This is a genomic window from Pseudomonas sp. LBUM1657 (genome assembly GCF_059716075.1).
In genome coordinates, this window is the sequence record NZ_CP166799.1 from 1,505,302 (window position 1) to 1,528,351 (window position 23,050).

Sequence of the window (23,050 nt, forward strand, 5' to 3'; positions counted from 1 at the left end):
AAGTGCTGCTGTCAACGCTGGATTTCGCGATCGCGATCCAGTTGATAAGGCAGGTCGAGCAGGTGCAGGGCAGGCCCTTCGAGCGTGCCCAGATGGATATCGCCACCCTCAGCAGCTTCGGCTTGCAGCACGGCCAACAGTTCAATGTTTTGCTCGCTGCGGGCAGCAAGCACCACTTCGCCGATGGAACTGCCGTGGGTTGGGGAAAACAACGGTGTGCCGGGCTCCGGCAATTCGCTGGCATCCAGTTTCAGGCGATACAAGCGACGCTTGAGTTTGCCCAGGTACTGCATGCGCGCGACGATTTCCTGGCCGGTGTAGCAACCCTTTTTGAAGCTCACGCCACCGACGGCTTGCAGGTTGAGCATCTGCGGGATGAATAACTCGCGGGTGCTCGGCATGACCTGGCCGATCCCTGCGCGGATCTGGCCCAGCAGCCATTGATTGAGATCGCCTTCGGCCAACAGGGCGGACAACTTGCCCTTGATGGATTCGGCTTGATCGGCGGCGGCCCAGAGTTCGGCGCGGTCCGGCGAAACGCGGATGGCAATCAGGTCGTCATTGCGTGCAACGCTGTCGGTGTCTGCCGGCAACTCGAGCCCGAGGCTGATCAATGCAGCATCGCCATGCGCGATGCCGAAGCGGACCCACGCGGCGCTTTCATCAGTCAATTTGGATTTGGAGAACACCGCGTATTTTTTCAGGTCCGCCAGTTGTGGCTCCAGCAGTTCGGTGGCCATGGCCATCAAAACACCGTCACCTTGCAGCAGGATGCGGAAACTCGACTGCATCCGGCCTTTCTGCGTACAGCGGGCGCCGAGGCTGGCCTGGGTATCGCTCAGGTAATTAAGGTTGCAGGTCAATTGGCCTTGCAGGAATTTGCTGGCATCCGCGCCGCGGACCGCGAGAACGCCTTCGTGAATCAGGGTGCAGAAAAAAGCAGAATCGGCCATGGGTCATCGCAGGTAAAAGAGTCTGGGGGACATCATAAGGGGGCGCCCATGAAATGGGTAGTTCACAAAGGATCGGGATTGCCCGACCAAAGCCGAGTGTTCGACCAGGCCTGGGGCTGTATACTTGCCGCCTATTTGAGGAGCGCTCCATGGTCGAAGATGTTGAACTGAATCGCCTCTACTGGCACAGCCGCCGCGGCATGCTTGAGCTTGACGTATTGCTGGTGCCGTTCGTGAAAGAGGTCTATCCGCACCTCAATGATGTCGACCGCGACTGCTACCGCAAGCTGCTCGAGTGCGAGGATCAGGACATGTTCGGCTGGTTCATGGAACGCGCCGAATCGGAAGATCCGGAACTGCAGCGCATGGTTCGCATGATCCTGGATCGTGTCCAGCCCAAGTAATGCATTTGAATGCCGCTGGCATGCCTCACGGCAGTTGCTGGCGGTGTATCTTTTGGCCCAGCTGTTCGCGCTGGGTTCTTTGTTTCTTCTTTCTATACCGGTCTGGGCCAGTCTGCTGGGCGCTTCTTGCTGCCTGGCTCACGGCGTTTGGGCGCTGCCGCGACACATTCTGCTGAGGCACCCGAAGGCATTCCGCGGCTTGCGACGCGATGCCGATGGCTGGCAGTTGTGGAATCAGGCGCAGGGCTGGCAACCGGTGCAGCTGCGACCAGACAGCCTGGCGCTACCGCTGGTCGTGGTGCTGCGATTTCGGTTGCTGGGCGAGCGACGGGTCCGGGCGATTTGTGTTCCCCGGGATTCGCAGGCGGCGGATCTGCACCGTCGCCTGCGAGTTCGGCTCACGTTCAGTCGGCGTAGGTGGGCGGCACCAGAATAGTGTCCAGCGCGACCGGCAGCATGTTCGGGTAGTCGAGGGTGTAATGCAGGCCGCGACTTTCCTTGCGCTCCATGGCTGACTGGATCATCAGCTCGGCCACCTGGGCCAGGTTGCGCAATTCGATCAAATCCCGACTGACCTTGTAGTTGCTGTAGAACTCGTCGATTTCGTCCAGCAACAGCCGCACGCGATGCTGTGCACGTTGCAGGCGCTTGTTCGTGCGCACGATGCCGACGTAGTCCCACATGAATCGCCGCAGTTCATCCCAGTTGTGCGCAATGATCACGTCTTCATCGGAGTCGGTGACCTGGCTCGCATCCCAGACGGGCAGGGCGATCGGGATCGAAACCTGAGGCAGCTGTTGCAGAATGTCCGCTGCCGCCGAGCGCGCGTAAACGAAACACTCCAGCAACGAGTTACTGGCCATGCGGTTGGCGCCGTGCAGGCCGGTGAAGCTGGTTTCGCCAATGGCGTAAAGACCCGGTACGTCGGTGCGGCCGTGCTGATCGACCATCACGCCGCCGCAGGTGTAGTGCGCCGCCGGAACCACCGGAATCGGTTGCTTGGTGATGTCGATGGAAAACTCAAGGCAGCGTTCATACACCGTCGGGAAGTGAGTCTTGATGAACTCTTCCGGCTTGTGGCTGATGTCCAGGTAGACGCAGTCGACACCCAGGCGTTTCATTTCATGGTCGATGGCCCGGGCGACGATGTCCCGTGGCGCCAGTTCGGCTCGCGGGTCGAAGCGCTGCATGAACCGTTCGCCGTTCGGCAGCTTCAGGTGCGCGCCTTCGCCGCGCAGGGCTTCGGTGACCAGGAAACTCTTGGCTTGCGGGTGATACAGGCAGGTCGGGTGGAACTGGTTGAACTCCAGGTTCGCCACCCGGCAGCCCGAACGCCAGGCCATCGCGATGCCATCGCCGCAAGCACCGTCGGGGTTGCTGGTATAGAGGTAGACCTTGGCGGCGCCACCGGACGCGAGGATCACAAAGCGGGCGCCGTAGGTGTCGACTTCACCGGTGCTGCGATTGAGCACATAAGCACCGAGGCAGCGATCGCCTTCAAGGCCCAGGCGTTTCTCGGTGATCAGATCGATCGCAACCCGCTGTTCCAGCAGTTCGATATTGGGTCTTTGTCTGGCCTTGTCGAGCAAGGTCCTGAAAATTGCAGCGCCTGTGGCATCGGCGGCGTGAATGATGCGCCGATGGCTGTGGCCGCCTTCACGGGTCAAGTGGAACTCGAATCCACCGTCTTCGGTTCCGGACTGTTCATCGCGGGTAAACGGCACGCCTTGGTCGATCAGCCATTGAATGGCCTCTTTACTGTGTTCGACGGTAAAGCGCACGGCGTCTTCATGACACAGGCCGCCGCCGGCATTGAGGGTGTCATCGACGTGGGATTCAACGGTGTCGGTGTCATCCAGGACGGCCGCGACGCCGCCCTGGGCCCAGAAAGTCGAGCCGTTGGCGAGGTCGCCTTTGCTCAGTACGGCGATGCGCAAATGACCGGGCAAGGTCAGCGCAAGGCTCAAGCCGGCAGCACCGCTGCCAATTACCAGAACATCGTGTTGAAACTGTTGGCTCATTTCAGGATTCCGCTCAAAGCGACCCGGGACGGGGTTGGCGCAAGACACCTGGATCGGCGAGATCGGCGAGTCAGGCAGCCACACAGCCCACTAGTATATAGAGGGGTGGATCGGCACAATAGCCGGGCCTATATGGCATTGTGAAACTACTGTGACGGAAAAGACCGGACGCTTCGTCGGAAGTTTTTTCCACCGGTTCGGCGACAAGGAGACTGTATCGTGGATTTAACAGTCTTTTTGCGCCTACAGTTGCACAATGTCGGTTTCGCGCAGCTATAAATATTTGGAACTTTTGCCAAAGGCCCAAGATCAATAGACCGTTGCTTGAATCAAGGGACAGTGTCGGTTTCAGTGCAGGATTGCGGTTTGATCCTTGCTGTCGAATCCGATGACAAGATTATTCGCGCAGCCGGGTCAACCCGCGCTGCGCTTTTCGTGCGTGCCAAATCAGAGCCCGCAGGAAACTTGCCTGGAGGGGGAGAACTTTTGCGAAAAGCCCGAGTCTATGTTTGCAAGCCTGGTCGTTTAGTTATGCAAGCCTCCTCCGAGCTTATCGAGGAGTGTTCATGCTAACCCAGGAAGAGGATCAGCAGCTGGTCGAACGCGTTCAACGCGGCGATAAGCGAGCCTTTGATCTGCTAGTGCTGAAATATCAGCACAAAATTCTCGGGTTGATCGTGCGTTTCGTGCACGACACCCATGAAGCCCAGGATGTGGCGCAGGAAGCCTTTATCAAGGCGTACCGTGCACTTGGAAATTTTCGCGGAGACAGCGCGTTTTATACGTGGCTTTACCGCATCGCCATTAACACGGCGAAAAACTATCTGGTTTCACGCGGCCGTCGGCCGCCGGATAGCGATGTCAGTTCCGAGGATGCAGAGTTCTACGATGGCGATCATGGCCTCAAGGATCTCGAGTCGCCAGAACGTGCATTGCTGCGGGATGAGATCGAAGGCACCGTCCATCGAACCATTCAGCAACTGCCAGAAGATTTGCGTACGGCTTTAACTTTACGTGAATTCGATGGTCTGAGTTACGAGGACATTGCGGCCGTCATGCAATGTCCGGTGGGTACCGTGCGCTCCCGGATCTTCCGCGCCCGGGAGGCCATCGATAAAGCCCTGCAGCCGTTGTTGCAGGAAAACTGAGACAGCGGCGACAGCCAAGAGAGGAACGCCATGAGTCGTGAAGCCCTGCAGGAATCGCTGTCCGCAGTGATGGATAACGAAGCGGACGAATTGGAATTGCGTCGGGTGTTGAATGCCTTCGACGATGTTGAAACCCGTGAAACCTGGGCTCGTTATCAGATCGCTCGGGCAGTGATGCACAAGGATCTTCTGCTTCCACGTCTGGACATCGCTGCGGCAGTCTCTGCTGCGCTGGCTGACGAAGCCGTACCGGCAAAAGCTTCCCGTGGTCCATGGCGCAGCCTGGGTCGTCTGGCAGTTGCCGCTTCGGTAACCGTTGCCGTACTGGCGGGTGTTCGTCTGTACAATCAGGACGAAATCGCTGGTGTCGAACTGGCACAGCAAGCCGGTCAATCGACTCTCGCCGTTCCTCAGGTCAAGGGTCCAGCTGTATTGGCAGGCTACAATGAGAGTTCGGAAGCCACTGGTCCTATGGCCAACGGCGTATTGCAAGGTCAGCCGGGCTGGCACGATCAGCGTCTGCCAAGCTACTTGCGCCAACATGCTCAACAGGCTGCACTGAAAGGTACTGAGAGCGCTCTGCCTTACGCTCGTGCAGCAAGCCTGGAAAACCGCTAAGGAGGATCATGCGCGCCATACCTCTACTCACGCTTCTGCTCGGTGGCTGGTTCGTTGTTCCAGCCCATGCCGATGAAGCCCAGGACTGGTTGACACGTCTTGGCCAGGCCGAGCAACAGCAAAGCTTTCACGGTACTTTTGTCTACGAGCGTAACGGTAGTTTTTCTACCCACAACATCTGGCACCGTGTCCAGGATGGCAAGGTCCGCGAGCGTTTACTCCAGCTCGACGGCTCGGCACAGGAAGTCGTGCGCATTGATGGGCATACTCAATGCGTCAGCGGCACCCTGATAGCAGGGCTTGGGGACTCCCCCAATTCCGCTGCTCGTGCACTTGATCCGCAAAAACTCAAGAATTGGTACGACCTTGCCGTTATCGGCAAGTCACGTGTGGCTGGTCGTTCGGCAGTGATTGTGTCACTGACGCCCCGCGATCAGCATCGCTACGGTTTTGAATTGCATCTGGATAAAGAAACCGGCTTGCCCCTCAAGTCATTGCTGCTTAATGAGAAAGGGCAGTTGCTGGAGCGATTCCAGTTCACGCAGCTGAATACTACCGGTGTGCCATCGGATGCAGACTTGCAGCCAGGTGATGATTGCAAGACCCTCGCCCTCGATAGCGACAAGGCTTCTGCAGCCAAGGTGGCTCAAACCTGGCATTCGGATTGGTTGCCAGCAGGCTTTGAACTGACAAGCAGTACCTCACGCAAGGATCCAGAGACTAAAGCCCAGGTCAATAGTCTGATGTATGACGATGGGCTGGCCCGTTTCTCGGTATTCCTCGAGCCGTTGAATGGCGCAAAAGTAACCGATACCCGTACCCAGTTGGGGCCAACCGCGGCGGTTTCCCGTCGGTTGACTACTCCCCAGGGCGAGATGATGGTGACGGTGGTCGGCGAGATTCCAATCGGTACCGCCGAACGGATTGCACTGTCCATGCGCAACGATGGCGCTGCAACCAGCAAGCAATGAGCTGATTTCAGCCATTCCCAACTCGTCGTCGAGACGTCGAAATGTTTGCTGAGCATTTTCATTTGCAAATATCCCGAAAATTTTTTATAGGTCAGAGCGTCTCGGCTCTGGCCTTGTTTGTTGTTCCCGGAACAAAAATGCCGGCGTATTGTTCCCGGTGTTCCTTGCTCCATATCGCTTAACCCTGCTCGTCGTAATGGGAGCTGTATGTCGATACTCAGTTTGAAGTCTTATCTTTCCGTTTTTGCCACCGTACTGGTGCTGGGTCAGGCTGTTCCTGCACAAGCGGTCGAACTGCCTGATTTCACGCAACTGGTCGAGCAGGCCTCGCCTGCGGTGGTGAACATCAGCACCACGCAGAAGCTGCCGGATCGCAAAGTGAACCAGCAGATGCCAGACCTTGAAGGCTTGCCGCCCATGTTGCGCGAGTTCTTTGAGCGCGGCATGCCGCCACAGCCGCGTACGCCTCGTGGTGATCGTCAGCGTGAAGCCCAATCCTTGGGTTCGGGTTTCATTATCTCGCCTGACGGCTACATTCTGACCAACAACCATGTGATCGCAGATGCCGACGAAATCCTCGTGCGTCTCGCCGACCGTAGCGAATTGAAGGCCAAGCTGGTCGGCACCGATCCACGTTCCGATGTTGCGCTGCTGAAAATCGAAGGCAAGGATCTGCCGGTGCTCAAGCTCGGCAAGTCCCAGGACCTTAAGGCCGGCCAATGGGTCGTGGCCATCGGCTCGCCGTTCGGTTTCGACCATACTGTGACCCAAGGCATCGTCAGCGCTATCGGTCGCAGCCTGCCGAACGAAAACTATGTGCCGTTCATCCAGACCGACGTGCCGATCAACCCGGGTAACTCCGGCGGTCCGCTGTTCAACCTGGCTGGGGAAGTGGTCGGGATCAACTCGCAGATCTACACCCGTTCCGGGGGCTTCATGGGTGTGTCGTTCGCAATCCCGATCGATGTAGCGATGGACGTTTCCAATCAGTTGAAAAGCGGCGGCAAAGTCAGTCGTGGCTGGCTGGGTGTAGTCATCCAGGAAGTGAACAAGGATCTGGCCGAGTCGTTCGGTCTTGAGAAGCCGGCCGGTGCGCTGGTGGCCCAGATCCAGGATGACGGCCCAGCTGCCAAGGGTGGCCTGCAAGTGGGCGACGTGATCCTGACCATGAACGGTCAACCGATTGTCATGTCCGCCGATCTGCCACATCTGGTCGGCGCACTGAAGGCCGGCTCGAAAGCTGATCTGGAAGTGATCCGTGAAGGCAAGCGCAAGAATGTCGAGCTGACGGTTGGCGCTATCCCGGAAGAAGGCAAAGAGCTGGATGCCTTGCCGAAGTCCAGTGTCGAGCGCAGCAGCAACCGCCTGGGCGTTTCGGTGGCCGAGCTGACCGACGAGCAGAAGAAAACCTACGACCTCAAAGGCGGCGTGGTTATCAAGGAGGTCCAGGACGGCCCTGCTTCCCTGATCGGTTTGCAGCCAGGTGATGTGATCACTCACTTGAACAATCAGGCGATCGGTTCCGCCAAGGAGTTCACGGATATCGCCAAGGCACTGCCGAAGAACCGCTCGGTGTCGATGCGGGTTCTACGTCAAAATCGCGCCAGCTTCATCACCTTCAAACTGGCTGAATAATCCGGTTGTTGGCTGAATAAAAAACCGCCTCGAAAGAGGCGGTTTTTTTGTGCCCGGATTTTTTGTTTCCGAGCTTTTTTGTCTGATAGGCGTCAGCCCATCATGTCCTTGATCATGCGTTCCTGTTCCATCAACTCACGTTGCCGCGCGTCGATCCGCGAAGACAGCGGGAAATTGGTACCGGCCTTGCGCTTGGCAAAGTCCAGTTGCTGGATGGCCTGGCGGTAGTCTCCAACCAGCGCGAAATATTCCGCGCGAGCCTGGTGCAGACCAATGATATTGCCTGACAGGCCACGGGTTTCGGCCACCATGTACCAGACGTCAGGATCATCCGGACGGCTTTTGAGTAAATTCTCCAGCGCCTTTTCCGCTTCAGGTGCACGGTTCTGCTTGAGCAGCAGATCGACACGCACCTGATTGAGGGGGTAGTTGCCCGGATACTGCGTCAGCATCCGGTCGACCCGAGTCTGCGCGTCCGGCAGACGGTTGTTGGTGATGTCCAGATCGATCTGCGCCAGGTTGTAGATGATCTCATTCGGCGACTTGGCCAGCAGCAACTTGAGGTTTTCCCGTGCCTCGTTCAGCTGACCACCCTTGATTTGAGCGATGGCCAGGCCATAGCGGGCGACATCGTTTTTCGGATTTTCATCAAGCTGGGCGCGAAAGCGTTTGGCGCCCAACCCTGGAGTTTCTTCGTAGATCAGTTGGACCCGCGCACGAATCAGCTGGTACCGCATGGTGTCTTCGATGCCGCCCTGTTTGGCTTGCTCGGCACGGTTGCGGGTGTCAGCGATCCGCGATTCGGTAACCGGGTGAGTCAGCAGAAATTCCGGTGGCTTGGCGTCGAAGCGATATTGACGCGACAACCGCTCGAACATGGTCGGCATCGAGCGCGGGTCGTAACCGGCTTTTTCCAGATTGAGGATGCCGATGCGGTCGGCTTCCTGTTCGTTCTGGCGAGAGAACCGCCGTTGTTCCTGAATGGCCGCCGCCTGCGTACCGGCAATAGCCGCGATCCCGGCATCGCCGGCGCCCGCCGCGGCAATAACGATCCCGGCCAGCAGTGCAGCCATCATTGGCACTTGCATACGCTGTTGGGCTTCAACGCCACGGGCGAAGTGGCGCTGCGACAAGTGAGCCAATTCGTGAGCCAGCACCGAAGCATATTCACCCTCGGTCTGGGCATTGAGGAACAAACCGCCGTTGACCCCGACAATCCCGCCGGGTGCGGCGAAGGCGTTGAGCTGCGGACTGTTGATCAGGATGAACTCCAGGCGTCGGTCATTGACCTGGCTGGTCTCTACCAGTCGGTAGACGCTGGATTCGACGTAGTCCTTGAGCTGCGGATCGTTGAGCTGAGAAACCTGGCTGCGCAACAGCGCCAGCCACGCTCGGCCCAATTGATGTTCCTGTTGCGGCGAGACGATGGCAGAACTGGCGTCGCCGAGTGACGGCAGGTCGTCGGCGAAGCCCGGTGAGGCGAGCAGGCAAGCGAGCGTCAGCAGGGTAGGGCGCAAAAAAGTCATGCACAAAGCCTTAGTCGACAAAGACCTTACTGTAGCCGGACACTACGCTTGGGACCAGATATTCTAAGCCGCTCAACCACCTGACCCGGAGTGACGTAATGACCGACGCTGTAGCCCATGACGCCGAACTTGACGCCAGCGGCCTGAATTGCCCGTTGCCATTGCTCAAGGCCAAGCTGGAACTCAACCGAATGGCCAGCGGCGCGGTGCTCAAGGTGATCGCCACCGATGCGGGCTCACAGCGCGACTTCCGCACCTTTGCCCGATTGGCCGGTCATACGCTGCTTCGCGAAGAAGATGAAGCGGGCGTTTACCGCTACTGGTTGAAAAAAGCCTGAAACCTGCTGCGTTCGTTTTTAAGGATTATTGATGTTCAAAGTGTTACGCGACTGGATTCAGCGCTACTTCTCCGATGAAGAAGCCGTGGTGCTGGCGGTCTTGCTGTTTCTGGCGTTTACCGCCGTGCTTACGCTGGGCGGCATGCTGGCGCCGGTACTCGCCGGGATGGTGTTGGCGTATCTGATGCAGGGGCTGGTGGTCACCCTCGAACGCTTGCGCATGCCAGGCGGGGCGGCAGTGGGGCTGGTCTTCGCCTTGTTCATGGGGCTTTTGCTGGTGTTCATCGTCGTCGTGGTCCCGTTGCTCTGGCATCAGCTGATCACGTTGTTCAACGAGTTGCCGGGCATGCTCGCCAAATGGCAGTCGCTGCTGCTGTTGCTGCCCGAGCGCTACCCGCATCTGGTGTCCGACGAGCAGGTGCTGCGGGCCATCGAAGTGGCGCGGGGCGAGATCGGCAAGTTCGGGCAGTGGGCGTTGACGTTCTCGCTGTCGAGTTTGCCGTTGCTGGTGAACATCATGATCTACCTGGTTTTGGTGCCGATTCTGGTGTTCTTCTTTCTCAAGGATCGGGAAATGATCGGCCAGTGGGTGAGTGGTTACCTGCCGCGCGAACGTGGACTGCTTACTCGTGTCGCTCAGGAAATGAACCGGCAGATTGCCAATTACATTCGCGGTAAGGTCATCGAGATCTTCATTTGCGGTGGCGTCACCTACATCGCTTTCGTCGCGCTGGGGCTCAACTACTCGGCGCTGTTGGCCTTGCTGGTGGGGATTTCGGTGGTAGTGCCATACGTCGGAGCCGTGGTGGTGACCGTGCCGGTGCTGCTGATTGCGTTGTTCCAGTGGGGCTGGAGCGATCAGTTCATCTATTTGATGGCGGTCTACGGGATCATCCAGACGCTGGACGGCAATGTGCTGGTGCCGTTGTTGTTCTCGGAAGCAGTCAACCTGCACCCGGTGGCGATCATCTGCGCGGTGCTGTTGTTTGGCGGGTTGTGGGGGTTCTGGGGCGTGTTCTTTGCGATTCCGCTGGCGACGTTGTTCAAAGCCGTGCTGGATGCGTGGCCGCGCAAGGAGCCGGTGGTAGCGCCGCTGCTTTAATGTCAGGCCAGATTACTTAGCGAGCAGAGAGCCTCTTCGCGAGCAAGCCCGCTCCCACGTTAGACCGCGTCCGTCGGGACAATTCGGTCAACTGTGGGAGCGGGCTTGCCCGCGAAGGCGTCAGAACAGACGCCTCAAGAATCAGGCCTTGTTCAACGCCTGAGCCGCAGCTAAAACAGCATCAACATGCCCCGGCACCTTCACGCCGCGCCATTCCTGACGCAACACACCGTTCTTGTCGATCAGGAACGTGCTGCGATCAACGCCCATGTATTCCTTGCCGTAGAGCTTTTTCAGCTTGATCACGTCGAACAGCTGGCACAGTGCTTCTTCCTTGTCGCTGATCAGCTCGAAGGTGAACGCCTGCTTGGCCTTGAAGTTTTCGTGGGATTTCAAGCTGTCTCGGGACACGCCGAAGACCTCAGTGTCAGCGGCTTTAAAAGCTTCAAGCTGATCGCGAAAACCCTGGCCCTGCGTGGTGCAGCCCGGTGTGCTGTCCTTCGGATAAAAGTAGATCACCACCTGCTTGCCTTTGAGGCTCGCGAGGCTGACGGTCTGCCCACTGGTGGCGGGTGCTTCGAAGTCGGCAACCGGTTGGTCGATGGCAACGGCCATGAAAGCTTCCTTACATTGGGTTTTGTGGGCGCCACGGTTCGATCAGGGCATCCAGGTTCAGCGCGTCAGCGAAATCGAGGAATTGATCGCGCAGCCAACTGATCTGCACGCCGGCCGGCAAGGTCACGGTAAACGTGGCATTGAGCATGGTGCCGCCAGTTTGTGGCGCCTGATAGGTGTCGCAGGTCAGGTTTTCCAGCTCGACGTTGTGGTCCATGAAGAACTGGCAAAGCTCGTTGATGATGTCCGAGCGGTAAGCCGAACTGACATAGGCGACGTAAGGCAGGGCCTGGGGACGGTTCTCCAAGGCTGCGCTGCGCACCACGTTGACCGTGAAGGCGTGCTTCTTGGCGAGGGTCGGCAGACTGCCTTCCAGGCGCGCCAGGGCGTCCCAGCTACCGGAGATCTCGAGGACCAGCGCACTGCACTCGCCATGACGGGTCAGGCGAGAGGTGACCACGGCGCAGCGGTTTTCATGGCTGGCGCGGCACAGGACGTTAGTCAGCTCCATGGGGTTGGCGCCGAGGGCACTGATGACAAGGAATTGTTCGCGAACTGTGGGGGTGGACATGCAGCATTCCTAAAGCGATGAGCGGTCGATACTTCTACGGGCTTTTTTTGCCGGGAGCGAGCCTGCGGATGCGAATTCAGAAAACCCGAGCCGCAAGGTTGCAACGTGCTCCAGAGTGGCAAGAGCGAGGGGTGGCAACGCTGGATCGGGGCTTGTGATGCCGAAAATGGAGGCTGGAACCCGGCGTACGAGCTTATCAGTACCGATCAAAGTCTGAAGGGTAGCGAAAAGCAGCGCCAAGGGGAATGGCAGCAGCGCAGTACTTCGCTTGTACAAGCATCTTGGCGCCAGTACCATTACCGCTCTCTTTTTCCGGCAGGAGCGGTTGCATGATTGCGGGCAGTATGGTGGCACTGGTCACACCCATGGATGCACAAGGTCGTCTCGACTGGGACAGCCTGAGCAAACTGGTGGACTTTCACCTGCAAAACGGCACCCACGCCATCGTGGCGGTCGGCACCACAGGTGAATCGGCCACCCTTGACGTGAACGAGCACATCGAAGTGATTCGTTACGTGGTCAAGCAGGTTGCAGGGCGGATCCCGGTGATCGCCGGTACCGGCGCCAACTCGACGCGCGAAGCCATCGAGCTGACCACCAATGCGAAGATCGCCGGCGCCGATGCCTGCCTGCTGGTGACGCCGTACTACAACAAGCCGACCCAGGAAGGCCTGTACCAGCACTTCAAGGCCATCGCCGAAGCCGTCGACATCCCGCAGATCCTTTATAACGTGCCCGGCCGCACCGCATGCGACATGCTGGCCGAAACCGTGATCCGCCTGTCGACCGTGAAAAACATCATCGGCATCAAGGAAGCCACCGGCGACCTGAGCCGTGCCAAAGCCATCATCGATGGCGTCAGCAAAGACTTCCTGGTGATCTCCGGTGACGACGCCACTGCGGTCGAGCTGATGCTGCTCGGCGGCAAAGGCAACATCTCGGTGACCGCCAACGTTGCCCCGCGCGATATGGCCGACCTGTGCAACGCTGCTCTGAAAGGCGACGCCGTCACGGCCCGCGCGATTCATGAAAAGCTGATGCCGCTCAATAAAACCCTGTTTATCGAATCCAACCCTATCCCCGTGAAATGGGCACTGCATGAAATGGGCTTGATGCCGGACGGTATCCGTCTGCCGCTCACCTGGCTCAGTGCTGCCTGTCACGAACCGCTGCGGCAGGCCCTGCGCCAGTCCGGCGTCCTGGTTTAATTGAGGAAGTACTACGCATGAAGCGAATGGCCGGACTTTCCGCACTTGCCTTGATTATCTCCAGCACCAGTGGCTGCGGATGGATCTGGGGCCCGGAAGGTTACTTCCGTGACCGTGGTAGCGATTACCTGGAAGCGCAACAGACTGCACCGATGCAACTGCCAACAGATGTAAGCACCGCCAAACGTCTGGACCCGCTGTTGCCGATCCCACGTAACGTGGCCGATGACACCGTCAAGGGCGAGTACATCGTGCCTCGTCCGCAACCGCTGACCGCAGGTGCCGACGTCAGCGCCTATTCGCTGCAGAAGAGCGGTGATACGCGCTGGATCGTGGCGCAGAACCCGCCGGCCGAAGTCTGGCCAGTGGCTGTGCAGTTCTTCCAGGACAACGGTTTCCGTCTGGACGAACAACGCCCGCAAACCGGTGAATTCACCACCACCTGGCAGCATTCCGACGAACTGTCCGCAGCGATGGCCAAGCGCCTGAGCGCGGCAGGTGTCAGCACCGACAGTGAAACCCGCGTGCGGGTCCGCATCGAGCCAGGCGTGCAGCGCAACACCAGTGAAGTCTATGTGGTCACCGCCGAGCGTCCTGCCGGCAGCACCGCCGACGTCGCCTTCACCAACCGTTCGGTCAACACTGGCCTGGACGCGGCACTGGTCGACGACATGCTTGCGAGCATGAGCCGTATCTCGGAGAAGGGCGGTTCGGTCTCCATGTTGGCTTCGCGTGATTCCGATGCCCCAAGTCGTGTCAGCCTGAGCGAAGACGGCAGCGGCAACCCGGTACTGAACGTCGGTGCGGACCTGGATCGTGCCTGGTCGAGCGTCGGTCGTGCGCTGGAGCAGGGTGAATGGCGCGTTGAAGACATCAACCGCAGCCTGGGCCTGTACTACATCAACCTCGCTGAAAAAGCCGAGAAGAAAGACGAGAAGCCAGGTTTCTTCAGCAGCCTGTTTGGCAGTGCGCCGGACAAGGAAGCAGTTGAAGCTCGTGCCGAGCGTTATCAGGTTCGCCTGAGCAAGGTGGGCGACAGCGTCCAGGTCACCGTCGAGAAAAACATCAATACCGTGGCGCCAGCAGATGTGGCGCGCAAAGTGTTGAGCGTGATTCAGGACAACCTGGGCTGATCACATGCGTTTTGCCGTTCTCGGCAGCGGTAGCCAAGGGAACGGCACGCTGATAGCCAGCGCTGACACGTATGTGCTGGTGGATTGTGGTTTCTCCCTGCGGGAAACCGAAAAACGCTTGCTGCGTCTGGGTGTGAACCCTGCGCAGTTGAGCGCGATACTCGTGACCCACGAACATGCCGACCACGTGCATGGCGTGGGTTTGCTGTCTCGGCGCTACAATCTGCCTGTCTACCTCAGTCGCGGTACCTTGCGCGGGATGCGCAAACCCATTGAACCCGCGGGCCTTCTGGCTGGCGGCGAGCAACTGCAGATCGGCGACTTGAGCATCGGCGTCATTGCCGTGGCCCACGATGCACAGGAACCGACGCAATACGTCTTCAGTGACGGTGAGCGGCGTTTCGGCCTGTTGACTGACCTGGGGTCGTATTGCAACAAGGTGCTGGACGGCTATCGGGACCTCGATGCGTTGATGATCGAGTCCAACCATTGCCGTGACATGCTGGCTCGCGGTCACTATCCGTACTTTCTCAAGCAGCGGGTAGGCGGTGAATTGGGACATTTGAACAACCATCAGGCGGCATTCCTGGTGGCCGAGTTGGGCTGGCAAGGCCTGCAACACCTGGTCCTGGCCCATCTGAGCAGCAAGAACAACCTGCCGCAGCTGGCCCGGCAATGTTTTGTCGACACCCTCGGGTGCGACCCGGACTGGCTGCAACTGGCCGATCAAGATTCAGGGCTCGACTGGCGACACATCGCCTAGCCCACCTACTTAGCAAGCGGAGCCCATCATGGAAAAACGTGAAGAACTCTACCGCGGCAAAGCCAAATCGGTTTTCAAGACCGACGACGCTGACCGCTTGATCCTGCTGTTTCGCAACGACACCTCGGCGTTCGACGGCAAGCGCATCGAGCAGCTCGACCGCAAAGGCATGGTGAACAACAAGTTCAACGCCTTCATCATGCAGAAACTCGAAGAAGCCGGCGTGCCGACCCAATTCGACAAACTGCTGGGCGACAACGAATGCCTGGTGAAAAAACTCGACATGATCCCGGTCGAGTGCGTCGTGCGTAACTACGCTGCCGGCAGCCTGGTCAAGCGCCTGGGTGTCGAAGAGGGCATGAAGCTCAACCCTTACACTTTCGAACTGTTCCTGAAGGACGACGCCAAGGGCGACCCGTTCATCAACGAATCCCACGTCGTGGCATTCGGTTGGGGCACCGCCGAGCAGCTGGTTCGCATGAAAGAACTGTCGCTCAAGGTCAACGAAGTCCTGAGCAAACTGTTCGACGACGCCGGCCTGCTGCTGGTCGACTTCAAGCTTGAGTTCGGCGTTTTCTCCGACGGCACCATCGTCCTGGGCGACGAATTCAGCCCGGACGGCTGCCGTCTGTGGGACAAGGCGACCGGTAAGAAAATGGACAAAGACCGCTTCCGCCAAGGCCTCGGTGACGTCATCGAAGCCTATGAAGAAGTTGCCAATCGTCTGGGCGTACCGCTTTAACCGACGCAAGCATCTGATAGCACGGAAAAATTTCGCTTAGGGGGTTCGCTTCCCGCAAAAGTGTTGTTATGATGCGCGCCGTTGGAGAGATGCCAGAGTGGCCGAATGGGACGGATTCGAAATCCGTTGTACCTTCACCGGTACCTAGGGTTCGAATCCCTATCTCTCCGCCATACAAATGAAAGCCCCGTAGCTGAATAAGCTACGGGGCTTTTTTGTTTTCGCAGCATTTACGCTGGGAGATTGAAATCCATCCTACCTGTGCTCTGAGTTTTTGACGTCGGATGAAGCAATATCGAAGCGTAAGAAAAATATGCCTCTTCACGCGAAAAGTTACTCAACAGAGTCTCTCTATTTACCCACTCCCATATCCATTGGCCGCGCCGCGAATCAAGGGTTTGTCCCCGAAATATCCCCTGACATTGAAAGACTTCGCCGCAAAAAATCCTCATCTACTCTGGCTTTCGCAGATCACCAATCTGCCGTAACCATCAATCGCAAGGAGCGATCAATGTATTTTGAGATTTACAGACAAACCCGTGGCACTCCGCAGACTGGCAAAGGCCAATGGCGGTGGCGGTTGAGGGCGGGGAACAATGAAACGATTGCCAGTGGGGAGGCGTACGTGAACAAGGCTGATTGCGTGCATGCGATCAGTTTGATCAAGGGGACTCGCGATCAGACCCCAATCAAGGAAATCTAGGCTCCAGGCTGTGAAGCTGCTCGGTCGGAGCAGCTTCGTTTTAACCTGGTCGCATAGACGCCGATTGCGACACCTACCTACACTGTCGGCAGATTTGGGAAGTGGGGGCAGTGGATGAATCGCAACGAACTACGCAAGGCCGATATTAACTTGATGGTGGTGTTTGAAACGCTGATGCTCGAGCGCAATGTCACTCGGGTGGCGAAGAAGTTGTTTCTCGGACAGCCAACCATCAGTTCGGCGCTCAACCGTTTGCGTGCGATGTTCAACGATCCGCTGTTCATTCGTGTCGGCCATCGCATGGAACCGACGGCGCGGGCCGAGGAAATTATTCGGCATCTGTCGCCAGCGCTGGATTCGTTGTCGGTGGCGTTGAGCCTGACCCATGATTTCGACCCCGCCAACAGCACCATGACGTTTCGTATCGGGCTGTCGGACGATGTCGAGTTTGGCCTGCTGCCGCCATTGCTGCGAGCCTTGCGCCAGGAAGCACCGAATGTGGTGTTCGTGGTGCAGCATGTCGATTACTGGCGGATTCCCGACTTGCTGGCATCTGGCGATATTACGGTCGGTATCAGTCAAACGCGCGGATTGCCGGCCAATGCCAAGCGCAAGTTGTTGCGGCACATCCAGCCCAGCGTGTTGCGTGCAGATGCCTCTGACACACCGCTGACTCTCGATGAATATTGTTCGCGACCACATGTGCTGGTGTCCCATAGCGCTAACATCAGTGGCTTTGCCGATGAGTGGCTGGCAGAAATCGGTCGTACGCGTCAGGTAGTTCTTTCGGTGCCGCAGTACAGTTCATTGCCAGCCTTGCTCGCCGGAACGGATCTGATCGCCAGCCTGCCGGACTACGCTGCGGAGGCTATGGCAGCGTCCGGTCTATTGTTCAAGGAACCGTTCCCGTTCAAGACACCGACCCTGGATCTGTCCATGGTCTGGCTCAGCCATGTCGACAGCGACCCCGCTGAACGCTGGTTACGCTCGCGACTTGAGACGTTCATGAGTGAGCGCAATTCACTGCCGCTGTCCCCGTGAGCAAGACCACCCTGTGTTATATGTACAACCCCTCCATCCACCTTCAGGAGAAACCTCATGCCCCACCTGCACATGGAATACACCGCCAATCTGCCCGGTCTGAATGCCGACGTGGCGTTGATCCGGCTCAACAATACGCTGGTGGCTTCCGGTCAGTTTGCTGCCGAATCTGACATCAAGAGCCGTGCGGTGAAGGTCGAAACCTTCAAGGTTGGTACTGCGTTGGGTGAGCGGGGGTTTGTGCATGTGAAACTGGCGTTGTTGAGCGGCCGCTCGCCAGAAATCAAGAAGCAATTGTCCGAGAACCTTCTGGCGGTCGTGAAAGAGCTGTGTGAATGGCCGGCTGACGTTGAAGTCCAACTGGCCGTGGAAATCCTAGACATCGATCGAGAGTCTTACACCAAGATTGCTATCAGCCACTGAGTCTCAGGCCATTTCCTGTTCCGTGCAGGCCTTGATCACTTGCTCGCGCAACCAGGTATTGGCGCTGTCCTGGTCGACACGTTGACTCCACTGCATATCGAGGGTGAAACCGGGCAAGCCGTTTGGTGCTTCGCAGTGATTGAAGATCGCCTCATTGGCCAGCAGTTGCTGGATGCGCCGGGGCAACGTCACGATAAAATCGGTGCCGGTGATCATCTTCAGTGCGGCGCTGTAGCTGTTGGAGCGGGCGACGATCTGCCGTTTTTGCGCCTGTTGTGCGAGCCAACCGTCGACCATGTTGGTGTTGGATGTCCAGGGTGTCGGAAACACATGCCGACGTTCGACGAAGGCTTGCAGGCTTAAGCGCGGCTCCAGTGGGGTGGCGCGTTTATCGAAGACACAGACCAGGTCATCCTCCAGCAGCATCCGGGATTTGAAGTCGCCGTGGTGGCGGTGAAAGTTCGGGCCGAAGCAGATCACCAGGTCGAGGCTGCCGTCGCGCAGTTCTTCGGCCGGGATGTCGGTTTCGAACTTGTGCATATTGACCATCACTGGCAGGTCGGCGAAATCGAAACGCTTCAACAGGCGCGGCAAGATCAGTTGCTCGAAATATTCGGGCGCGCAGATATTGAACGTAACCGCTTGCAAGGTCGGGTCGAAGGCCTGGGCGCCGGCGTGACACAGGTTGATGTGTTCGAGGATCTTCAGCACATGGGTGTACATGGTGCTGGCTTTGTAGGTGGGGCGCATACCCGCGCGAGTATTGATGAACAGCTCGTCTTCGAAACTGTTGCGCAGCTTTTTCAGGCAGTAACTCACGGTGGACTGGCTGACGCAGAGCGCCTCGGATACACCGGTGACACTGCTTTGCTCATACACGGCGATAAACACCATGAGGTCCTGCATATCGAGCTTTCTAAGCAAGTTACTGTTCAGCATCCATTCCGTCTCGCTGTGCTCCTTGCGCTGACTGTGCGCAAACTTGTGCGATCGATCCTAACGGAACGATGGTGCCAGGAGAATGCCTCGTAGGAATTTTCGTAGAAAGTTGTGAGGCAATGCCGAAGTCCTTCAGCTCTGAACCGCTGCAGGTAGCGCGCGGCGGCTGGACATCAGCAACGCCAACATACCGACGCCCACCAGCAGTGCGCCGATGATTTCCAGGAGCTGCGGCGGCTGGCGTAACCACATCCAGTGAAACAACGTGATGAACAGCGTGCTCAGGTAAATGTAGGAAATGACTGAGGACGGGGCGATGACGCCGATGGCCCGGTGCAATAGCCAGAAGGTGGCCAGCGTGGCGAAAAGCGCCAAGTAGATCAGCCACCAAAAGTCATTCAGAGTCAGCAATGACGCCGATCGCCAGCCGCCACTGAACCCAGAGAACGCCAATAAAAACAGCGCTCCGAACAGCATGTTCCAGAAAGTCATGCCCACCGGGCCGCGACCCTTGAAGCTGTGGGCCTTGAGTCGTTGACTCAGAGGCGAATAGAGCGCCATCGCCAGGCAACCGAGCCCATACACCGAGACGGCATACAGCGATGGCAGTTCACCGAGGCCTGCGCCTTTCAGGACCAGCAACACGGCGCCGGCAGCGGCAATCAACATCGGCAACACCCGTTGTTTCAGGCTGCTGTCGGGCATCAACACGGCTTCGAAAAGCAGTGTGAGCAAGGGCACCAACGTGAACATCGTCCCGGTGTTGACGGCCGAGGTGTAGCGCAGTGCCTCGAACAACGAGCCGAAATACACCGCCAGCAACAAGCCGAGTACGGCATGGCCGAGCAACCCGCGAGCGGTCATGGCGGTATCGCCCTTGAGCAGCAGCAGAGGTAAGAAAACCAGGGCGCAAAACAGCAGGCGCAAACCGGTCAGCAGGATCGGGTCGATGGCCTGACTGACCTGTGCCGCCGCGGAAAACGAGGCGGCAATCAACAGTGCCCAAAGCAGCATGCCGACATGGGCGGCAGTGAAACCGGTGTGTTTCATGATGGGGTTTCCGGGTCAGTGAATGTGTTTGGCGTAGTGCTGCGGATTGAAGCGCAGGACCATCAGGATCATCAGTGCCATGACCCCCGTGAGGGACCACCAGGCCCACTCGAAGCTGCCGAGCTGATCACGGATCATCCCAGCAATCAGTGGCGAGAGTCCGGCGATCAGATAACCGATGCCCTGTACAAATGCGGTCAGTCCGCCGGCCCGCCGGGGATTGTCCAGGTGATCCAGCGACACGATCAGGCTCATCGGGAACAATCCGCCGATACCCAGCCCCAGCAGGCACGGCCACAACAGGTTCAGGTGTTGCGGGCTGAGAATCAGCCCGCAGAAACCGGCCATGATCAGTACCAGCAACACCACCAGCACCAGCCGTCGGTCACGACTACGGTTGGCGATTGCGGGTGTCACCAGGCCGGACAACACTTCCATGGCGGTCAAGAAGCCCAGCAACAACCCGGCGTTTTGTTCGCTCCAGCCCTTTTCGACGTAGTACGGCGCGAGCCAGGCCAGGACACAGGTGTAGGACGCGGTGCCCAGGCCGAAGAAGATCGCAAGTAACCAGGCGCGGGAATTGGTGAAGAAGGATTCGTTACGTGATGATTTCGAAACCTGTGTCGGCATCCCCGAGCGCTGCGCGCACCAGAACAGCAACGCCATCAGCGCAAGCACCGCCCAGATCGCCAGGCCTGTGCGCCAACTACCGGTGCGGATCATCACCAGCGGCGAAAACGAAGCGGCGATCGCCGCGCCTCCCATGATCGACGTGACGTAGATCCCCATGTACACGGAAACGTTATCGCTGAAGCGGGACTTGATCAGCACCGGCATCAATGCCTGGATCAGCGCGATACCAATACCCGCCAAAACTGCGCTGAGGATCAGCCCAGCGGCCGAATCGAGGAACAGGCGCGACACCGTAGCCAGGCCGATGATCAGCAGTGAAAGCACCACCGTGCGCTGCTCGCCGAGACGTTGGCTGACGCTGAGTCCCACGAACATCGCCAACCCCATCGCCATCACTGGCAGCATGGTCAGTAACGAAGCCAGGCTGAAACTCAGCGGGATGTCGCCACGAATGGCCGACAGCAAAGGACCGACAGCAGCCATGGAGGGGCGCAGGTTCAGGGCGACGAGAATAATGCTGAACATCAGCCAGAGAGCAGGGCGGGCGGTGGCGCGAACGTTTTCCATCAATCGGACCTTGAGTGACAAGGGCTCGATTAGATGCGTGAGGTTCGGAGGCCGCAAATCAGAAAATCCGGCGTGGTATTTAGAAATTAAATACTTCTGCCGCGATACAGAACCCTGTGGGAGCGGGCTTGCTCGCGAAAGCGGATGCACATTCAACATTCATGGTGACTGTTGCGCCGCTTTCGCGAGCAAGCCCGTTCCCACATTAGAACCAGTGTGCGTTAAAGAATGTTTAGCCAAACCACAACCAAGGTTCTTCAAATCCAGATTTAACGACTTAACCTCCCGTGTGACGCTGCTGCTCATCTGTTTTCTGCGGTTTTCTCTATGGACGGTTGGCCTGCTGCACTTCCTTCCGAGCTCGCCTTCTGGGCGTTGTGGCATTGTCGTCACGCACGCCCACCGGATTCCTGCATTTTCCGTTGATTGTTCTTACAGGTCCCGCGCTGTGCGTGGGGATCAAAGTGGCAGCGCCTGTGCGTTTGCCTGACGCGAAAATAAGAGAATTCCCATGAGTTTTGCCACGACCGCTTTCGCCGCGAAGCAAGAAGCCCTGACTTTTCTTGAACAGAACCCGGATATCGAGATGTTCGAGTTGTTCATCCTCGATAACAACGGCGTACCTCGGGGCAAGTTATTGCATCGCGACGAGTTGCTGGCGGTGTACGAAAGCGGGCGGCCATTGCCGAGTACGATTCTCGGCTTGACCATCAACGGCGATGACGTGGAAAACTCGGGGCTGGTCTGGGATGTGGGCGATATCGATTGCCGGGCTTACCCGATCAGCGGCAGTTTGACGCGCATGCCTTGGCGATTGATTCCTACGGCGGCGGTACAAGTCAGCATGCACCCTCAGGAAGGCATGCCCGCGACCATCGCCGACCCACGGCATCTGTTGGCCAACGTCATCGAAGGCTTGCAGGCCGAGGGTTATTACCCGGTCATGGCGGCGGAGTTGGAGTTTTACCTGCTGGATCAGCAGCGCGACAGCAACGGTCGACCGCAGCCGGCACGAGATGTCGATGGTGGGCGCCCGCGTGGGACTCAGGTCTACGGCTTGCGTGAGCTGGAGCAGATCGAACCATTTCTGGCTGATCTCTACAGTGCCTGCAAACTCCAGGGCATTCCGGCGCGCACGGCGATTTCCGAATACGCGCCGGGGCAGGTGGAAATCACCCTCGAACACCGCACTGATGCGTTGCAGGCGATGGACGAAGCGGTGCGCTACAAACGGCTGGTCAAAGGCGTCGCCCACAAACACGGGATGACCGCGTGCTTCATGGCCAAGCCCTTCGATGACCTGGCGGGCACCGGGATGCACATGCACGTCAGCCTGGCGGACAAGGACGGTAACAACCTGTTCGCCAGCGAAGCCCCGGACGGCACGCCGCTGCTCAAGCATGCGGTCGGCGGAATGCTCAACACCTTGCTCGATTCGTTGCTGCTGTTCTGTCCGAACGCCAACTCTTACCGCCGCTTTCAGACCAATAGTTACGCACCCTTGGCGGCCACCTGGGGTGTGGACAACCGTACCGTGAGTTTGCGCGTGCCGGGTGGGCCGGCGTTTTCGCGGCATATCGAACACCGCATCTGCGGCGCCGACGCCAACCCGTATCTGGCGGCTGCGGCGATCCTGGCCGGTATTCATCGTGGTATTCGCGAACAACTTGACCCTGGCGCGCCGGTGGAGGGCAATGGTTACGCCCAGGCCACGGAGCTGCTGCCGACTGACTGGTTGACCACGTTGCGGGCGCTGGAAGGTTCGAGTTGGGCGCGTGAGGCGTTCGGCGATGAATTTCTCGGTGTGTACCTGGCGGTCAAACGCGCGGAATACCGACAGTTCATGGGTGAGGTCGGTGAGCAGGATTGGCGCTGGTACCTGAACCAGGCCTGAACCATTCTCAAATAAGTTAATAGTGACGACCTAGTGTCAGGAGCCAACTAAT

The 23,050-nt window shown here is 58.3% G+C and carries 24 protein-coding genes and 1 tRNA gene; 17 read left to right on the top strand and 8 right to left on the bottom strand.

Going from position 1 to position 23,050, the window contains the following annotated elements; genetic code table 11:
• Window positions 1-11 precede the first annotated feature (11 nt).
• The gene (gene ygfZ, locus ACA055_RS06815) at window positions 12-953 is read right to left on the bottom strand and encodes a CAF17-like 4Fe-4S cluster assembly/insertion protein YgfZ (protein ID WP_497682933.1); all 942 of its coding nucleotides are present in this window, start codon (window positions 951-953) and stop codon (window positions 12-14) included.
• Between the two features lie 149 nt (window positions 954-1,102).
• Between ygfZ and ACA055_RS06820 the strand changes: the two genes are divergently transcribed.
• Both ACA055_RS06820 and ACA055_RS06825 read left to right on the top strand, forming a co-directional pair.
• Window positions 1,103-1,357: an FAD assembly factor SdhE gene (locus ACA055_RS06820; RefSeq protein WP_007944081.1), complete on the top strand. Its 255-nt coding sequence runs from the start codon at window positions 1,103-1,105 to the stop codon at window positions 1,355-1,357.
• Window positions 1,341-1,793: a protein YgfX gene (locus tag ACA055_RS06825; RefSeq protein ID WP_497682934.1), complete on the top strand. Its 453-nt coding sequence runs from the start codon at window positions 1,341-1,343 to the stop codon at window positions 1,791-1,793. Before ACA055_RS06820 ends, ACA055_RS06825 begins: the two co-directional genes overlap by 17 nt.
• Here the strand turns inward: ACA055_RS06825 and nadB are convergent.
• Window positions 1,762-3,378 carry an L-aspartate oxidase gene (gene nadB, locus ACA055_RS06830; protein WP_497682935.1) on the bottom strand — a complete coding sequence of 539 codons (1,617 nt, stop codon included), beginning with the start codon at window positions 3,376-3,378 and terminating at the stop codon, window positions 1,762-1,764. The two genes, ACA055_RS06825 and nadB, sit on opposite strands and share 32 nt — an antisense overlap.
• Window positions 3,379-3,944: 566 nt before the next feature.
• Here nadB and rpoE point away from each other — a divergent pair.
• From rpoE to ACA055_RS06850, 4 genes are all read left to right on the top strand, one after another.
• Entirely contained in the window at window positions 3,945-4,526 is a 582-nt protein-coding gene (gene rpoE, locus ACA055_RS06835) for an RNA polymerase sigma factor RpoE/AlgU (RefSeq protein WP_007944079.1), read from the top strand.
• A 30-nt stretch (window positions 4,527-4,556) separates the two neighbouring features.
• Entirely contained in the window at window positions 4,557-5,144 is a 588-nt protein-coding gene (locus tag ACA055_RS06840; RefSeq protein ID WP_497682936.1) for a sigma-E factor negative regulatory protein, read from the top strand.
• An 8-nt stretch (window positions 5,145-5,152) separates the two neighbouring features.
• Window positions 5,153-6,115 carry a MucB/RseB C-terminal domain-containing protein gene (locus ACA055_RS06845; protein WP_497682937.1) on the top strand — a complete coding sequence of 321 codons (963 nt, stop codon included), beginning with the start codon at window positions 5,153-5,155 and terminating at the stop codon, window positions 6,113-6,115.
• Window positions 6,116-6,322: 207 nt separating this feature from the next.
• Window positions 6,323-7,750: a DegQ family serine endoprotease gene (locus tag ACA055_RS06850; protein ID WP_497682938.1), complete on the top strand. Its 1,428-nt coding sequence runs from the start codon at window positions 6,323-6,325 to the stop codon at window positions 7,748-7,750.
• Window positions 7,751-7,842: 92 nt separating this feature from the next.
• On the opposite strand, the gene ACA055_RS06855 is transcribed toward ACA055_RS06850, so the two are convergent.
• On the bottom strand, window positions 7,843-9,276 hold the full coding sequence (locus tag ACA055_RS06855) for a M48 family metalloprotease (protein WP_497682939.1): 1,434 nt from the start codon (window positions 9,274-9,276) through the stop codon (window positions 7,843-7,845).
• Between the two features lie 98 nt (window positions 9,277-9,374).
• Between ACA055_RS06855 and ACA055_RS06860 the strand changes: the two genes are divergently transcribed.
• On the top strand, window positions 9,375-9,614 hold the full coding sequence (locus ACA055_RS06860) for a sulfurtransferase TusA family protein (protein ID WP_028621876.1): 240 nt from the start codon (window positions 9,375-9,377) through the stop codon (window positions 9,612-9,614).
• A gap of 31 nt (window positions 9,615-9,645) precedes the next feature.
• The gene (locus tag ACA055_RS06865; RefSeq protein WP_497682940.1) at window positions 9,646-10,716 is read left to right on the top strand and encodes an AI-2E family transporter; all 1,071 of its coding nucleotides are present in this window, start codon (window positions 9,646-9,648) and stop codon (window positions 10,714-10,716) included.
• A 141-nt stretch (window positions 10,717-10,857) separates the two neighbouring features.
• Here the strand turns inward: ACA055_RS06865 and ACA055_RS06870 are convergent, their stop codons facing one another.
• Window positions 10,858-11,331, bottom strand: coding sequence for a peroxiredoxin (locus tag ACA055_RS06870; protein WP_497682941.1), 474 nt, complete (start codon window positions 11,329-11,331; stop codon window positions 10,858-10,860).
• A 10-nt stretch (window positions 11,332-11,341) separates the two neighbouring features.
• Window positions 11,342-11,902, bottom strand: a complete 561-nt coding sequence (locus ACA055_RS06875; RefSeq protein ID WP_150579860.1) for a glycine cleavage system transcriptional repressor — start codon at window positions 11,900-11,902, stop codon at window positions 11,342-11,344.
• 329 nt (window positions 11,903-12,231) lie between these two features.
• Here ACA055_RS06875 and dapA point away from each other — a divergent pair, with 329 nt between their 5' ends.
• From dapA to ACA055_RS06915, 8 genes are all read left to right on the top strand, one after another.
• Window positions 12,232-13,110 carry a 4-hydroxy-tetrahydrodipicolinate synthase gene (dapA, locus tag ACA055_RS06880; RefSeq protein WP_497682942.1) on the top strand — a complete coding sequence of 293 codons (879 nt, stop codon included), beginning with the start codon at window positions 12,232-12,234 and terminating at the stop codon, window positions 13,108-13,110.
• 17 nt (window positions 13,111-13,127) lie between these two features.
• A complete protein-coding gene (bamC, locus tag ACA055_RS06885) occupies window positions 13,128-14,243 on the top strand; it encodes an NlpB/DapX family lipoprotein (RefSeq protein ID WP_497682943.1) in 1,116 nt (371 codons plus the stop codon).
• Window positions 14,244-14,247: 4 nt separating this feature from the next.
• Window positions 14,248-15,006: an MBL fold metallo-hydrolase gene (locus ACA055_RS06890; RefSeq protein WP_497682944.1), complete on the top strand. Its 759-nt coding sequence runs from the start codon at window positions 14,248-14,250 to the stop codon at window positions 15,004-15,006.
• Window positions 15,007-15,034: 28 nt separating this feature from the next.
• Window positions 15,035-15,748 carry a phosphoribosylaminoimidazolesuccinocarboxamide synthase gene (purC, locus tag ACA055_RS06895; RefSeq protein ID WP_497682945.1) on the top strand — a complete coding sequence of 238 codons (714 nt, stop codon included), beginning with the start codon at window positions 15,035-15,037 and terminating at the stop codon, window positions 15,746-15,748.
• 83 nt (window positions 15,749-15,831) lie between these two features.
• Window positions 15,832-15,921, top strand: a tRNA-Ser gene (locus tag ACA055_RS06900).
• A gap of 338 nt (window positions 15,922-16,259) precedes the next feature.
• Window positions 16,260-16,451: a YegP family protein gene (locus ACA055_RS06905; protein WP_497682946.1), complete on the top strand. Its 192-nt coding sequence runs from the start codon at window positions 16,260-16,262 to the stop codon at window positions 16,449-16,451.
• A gap of 114 nt (window positions 16,452-16,565) precedes the next feature.
• Window positions 16,566-17,492: a LysR family transcriptional regulator gene (locus ACA055_RS06910; RefSeq protein ID WP_497682947.1), complete on the top strand. Its 927-nt coding sequence runs from the start codon at window positions 16,566-16,568 to the stop codon at window positions 17,490-17,492.
• A 57-nt stretch (window positions 17,493-17,549) separates the two neighbouring features.
• Entirely contained in the window at window positions 17,550-17,915 is a 366-nt protein-coding gene (locus ACA055_RS06915) for a 5-carboxymethyl-2-hydroxymuconate Delta-isomerase (protein ID WP_497682948.1), read from the top strand.
• A gap of 3 nt (window positions 17,916-17,918) precedes the next feature.
• Here the strand turns inward: ACA055_RS06915 and ACA055_RS06920 are convergent, their stop codons facing one another.
• The 3 genes from ACA055_RS06920 to ACA055_RS06930 all read right to left on the bottom strand — a co-directional run bounded on the left by ACA055_RS06920 (window position 17,919) and on the right by ACA055_RS06930 (window position 21,104).
• Window positions 17,919-18,854, bottom strand: a complete 936-nt coding sequence (locus ACA055_RS06920) for a LysR family transcriptional regulator (RefSeq protein WP_497682949.1) — start codon at window positions 18,852-18,854, stop codon at window positions 17,919-17,921.
• A gap of 132 nt (window positions 18,855-18,986) precedes the next feature.
• Entirely contained in the window at window positions 18,987-19,904 is a 918-nt protein-coding gene (locus tag ACA055_RS06925; protein WP_497682950.1) for a DMT family transporter, read from the bottom strand.
• Between the two features lie 15 nt (window positions 19,905-19,919).
• Window positions 19,920-21,104, bottom strand: coding sequence for a cyanate transporter (locus ACA055_RS06930; protein WP_497682951.1), 1,185 nt, complete (start codon window positions 21,102-21,104; stop codon window positions 19,920-19,922).
• Between the two features lie 511 nt (window positions 21,105-21,615).
• Between ACA055_RS06930 and ACA055_RS06935 the strand changes: the two genes are divergently transcribed.
• Window positions 21,616-22,998, top strand: coding sequence for a glutamine synthetase family protein (locus tag ACA055_RS06935; RefSeq protein WP_497682952.1), 1,383 nt, complete (start codon window positions 21,616-21,618; stop codon window positions 22,996-22,998).
• The last annotated feature ends 52 nt before the right edge of the window (window positions 22,999-23,050 follow it).

Excerpts from the sequence above, each read along its gene's own strand:
- ACA055_RS06845 (WP_497682937.1), top strand. The coding sequence starts at position 5,153 with ATGCGCGCCATACCTCTACTCACGCTTCTGCTCGGTGGCTGGTTCGTT.
- nadB (WP_497682935.1), bottom strand. The coding sequence starts at position 3,378 with ATGAGCCAACAGTTTCAACACGATGTTCTGGTAATTGGCAGCGGTGCT.
- ACA055_RS06925 (WP_497682950.1), bottom strand. The coding sequence starts at position 19,904 with ATGAAACACACCGGTTTCACTGCCGCCCATGTCGGCATGCTGCTTTGG.
- ACA055_RS06910 (WP_497682947.1), top strand. The coding sequence starts at position 16,566 with ATGAATCGCAACGAACTACGCAAGGCCGATATTAACTTGATGGTGGTG.
- ACA055_RS06860 (WP_028621876.1), top strand. The coding sequence starts at position 9,375 with ATGACCGACGCTGTAGCCCATGACGCCGAACTTGACGCCAGCGGCCTG.
- ACA055_RS06905 (WP_497682946.1), top strand. The coding sequence starts at position 16,260 with ATGTATTTTGAGATTTACAGACAAACCCGTGGCACTCCGCAGACTGGC.
- ACA055_RS06930 (WP_497682951.1), bottom strand. The coding sequence starts at position 21,104 with ATGGAAAACGTTCGCGCCACCGCCCGCCCTGCTCTCTGGCTGATGTTC.
- ACA055_RS06855 (WP_497682939.1), bottom strand. The coding sequence starts at position 9,276 with ATGACTTTTTTGCGCCCTACCCTGCTGACGCTCGCTTGCCTGCTCGCC.
- purC (WP_497682945.1), top strand. The coding sequence starts at position 15,035 with ATGGAAAAACGTGAAGAACTCTACCGCGGCAAAGCCAAATCGGTTTTC.
- ACA055_RS06890 (WP_497682944.1), top strand. The coding sequence starts at position 14,248 with ATGCGTTTTGCCGTTCTCGGCAGCGGTAGCCAAGGGAACGGCACGCTG.
- ACA055_RS06915 (WP_497682948.1), top strand. The coding sequence starts at position 17,550 with ATGCCCCACCTGCACATGGAATACACCGCCAATCTGCCCGGTCTGAAT.
- ACA055_RS06870 (WP_497682941.1), bottom strand. The coding sequence starts at position 11,331 with ATGGCCGTTGCCATCGACCAACCGGTTGCCGACTTCGAAGCACCCGCC.
- ACA055_RS06935 (WP_497682952.1), top strand. The coding sequence starts at position 21,616 with ATGAGTTTTGCCACGACCGCTTTCGCCGCGAAGCAAGAAGCCCTGACT.
- ACA055_RS06850 (WP_497682938.1), top strand. The coding sequence starts at position 6,323 with ATGTCGATACTCAGTTTGAAGTCTTATCTTTCCGTTTTTGCCACCGTA.
- bamC (WP_497682943.1), top strand. The coding sequence starts at position 13,128 with ATGAAGCGAATGGCCGGACTTTCCGCACTTGCCTTGATTATCTCCAGC.
- rpoE (WP_007944079.1), top strand. The coding sequence starts at position 3,945 with ATGCTAACCCAGGAAGAGGATCAGCAGCTGGTCGAACGCGTTCAACGC.
- dapA (WP_497682942.1), top strand. The coding sequence starts at position 12,232 with ATGATTGCGGGCAGTATGGTGGCACTGGTCACACCCATGGATGCACAA.
- ygfZ (WP_497682933.1), bottom strand. The coding sequence starts at position 953 with ATGGCCGATTCTGCTTTTTTCTGCACCCTGATTCACGAAGGCGTTCTC.
- ACA055_RS06875 (WP_150579860.1), bottom strand. The coding sequence starts at position 11,902 with ATGTCCACCCCCACAGTTCGCGAACAATTCCTTGTCATCAGTGCCCTC.
- ACA055_RS06920 (WP_497682949.1), bottom strand. The coding sequence starts at position 18,854 with ATGCTGAACAGTAACTTGCTTAGAAAGCTCGATATGCAGGACCTCATG.
- ACA055_RS06840 (WP_497682936.1), top strand. The coding sequence starts at position 4,557 with ATGAGTCGTGAAGCCCTGCAGGAATCGCTGTCCGCAGTGATGGATAAC.
- ACA055_RS06865 (WP_497682940.1), top strand. The coding sequence starts at position 9,646 with ATGTTCAAAGTGTTACGCGACTGGATTCAGCGCTACTTCTCCGATGAA.
- ACA055_RS06820 (WP_007944081.1), top strand. The coding sequence starts at position 1,103 with ATGGTCGAAGATGTTGAACTGAATCGCCTCTACTGGCACAGCCGCCGC.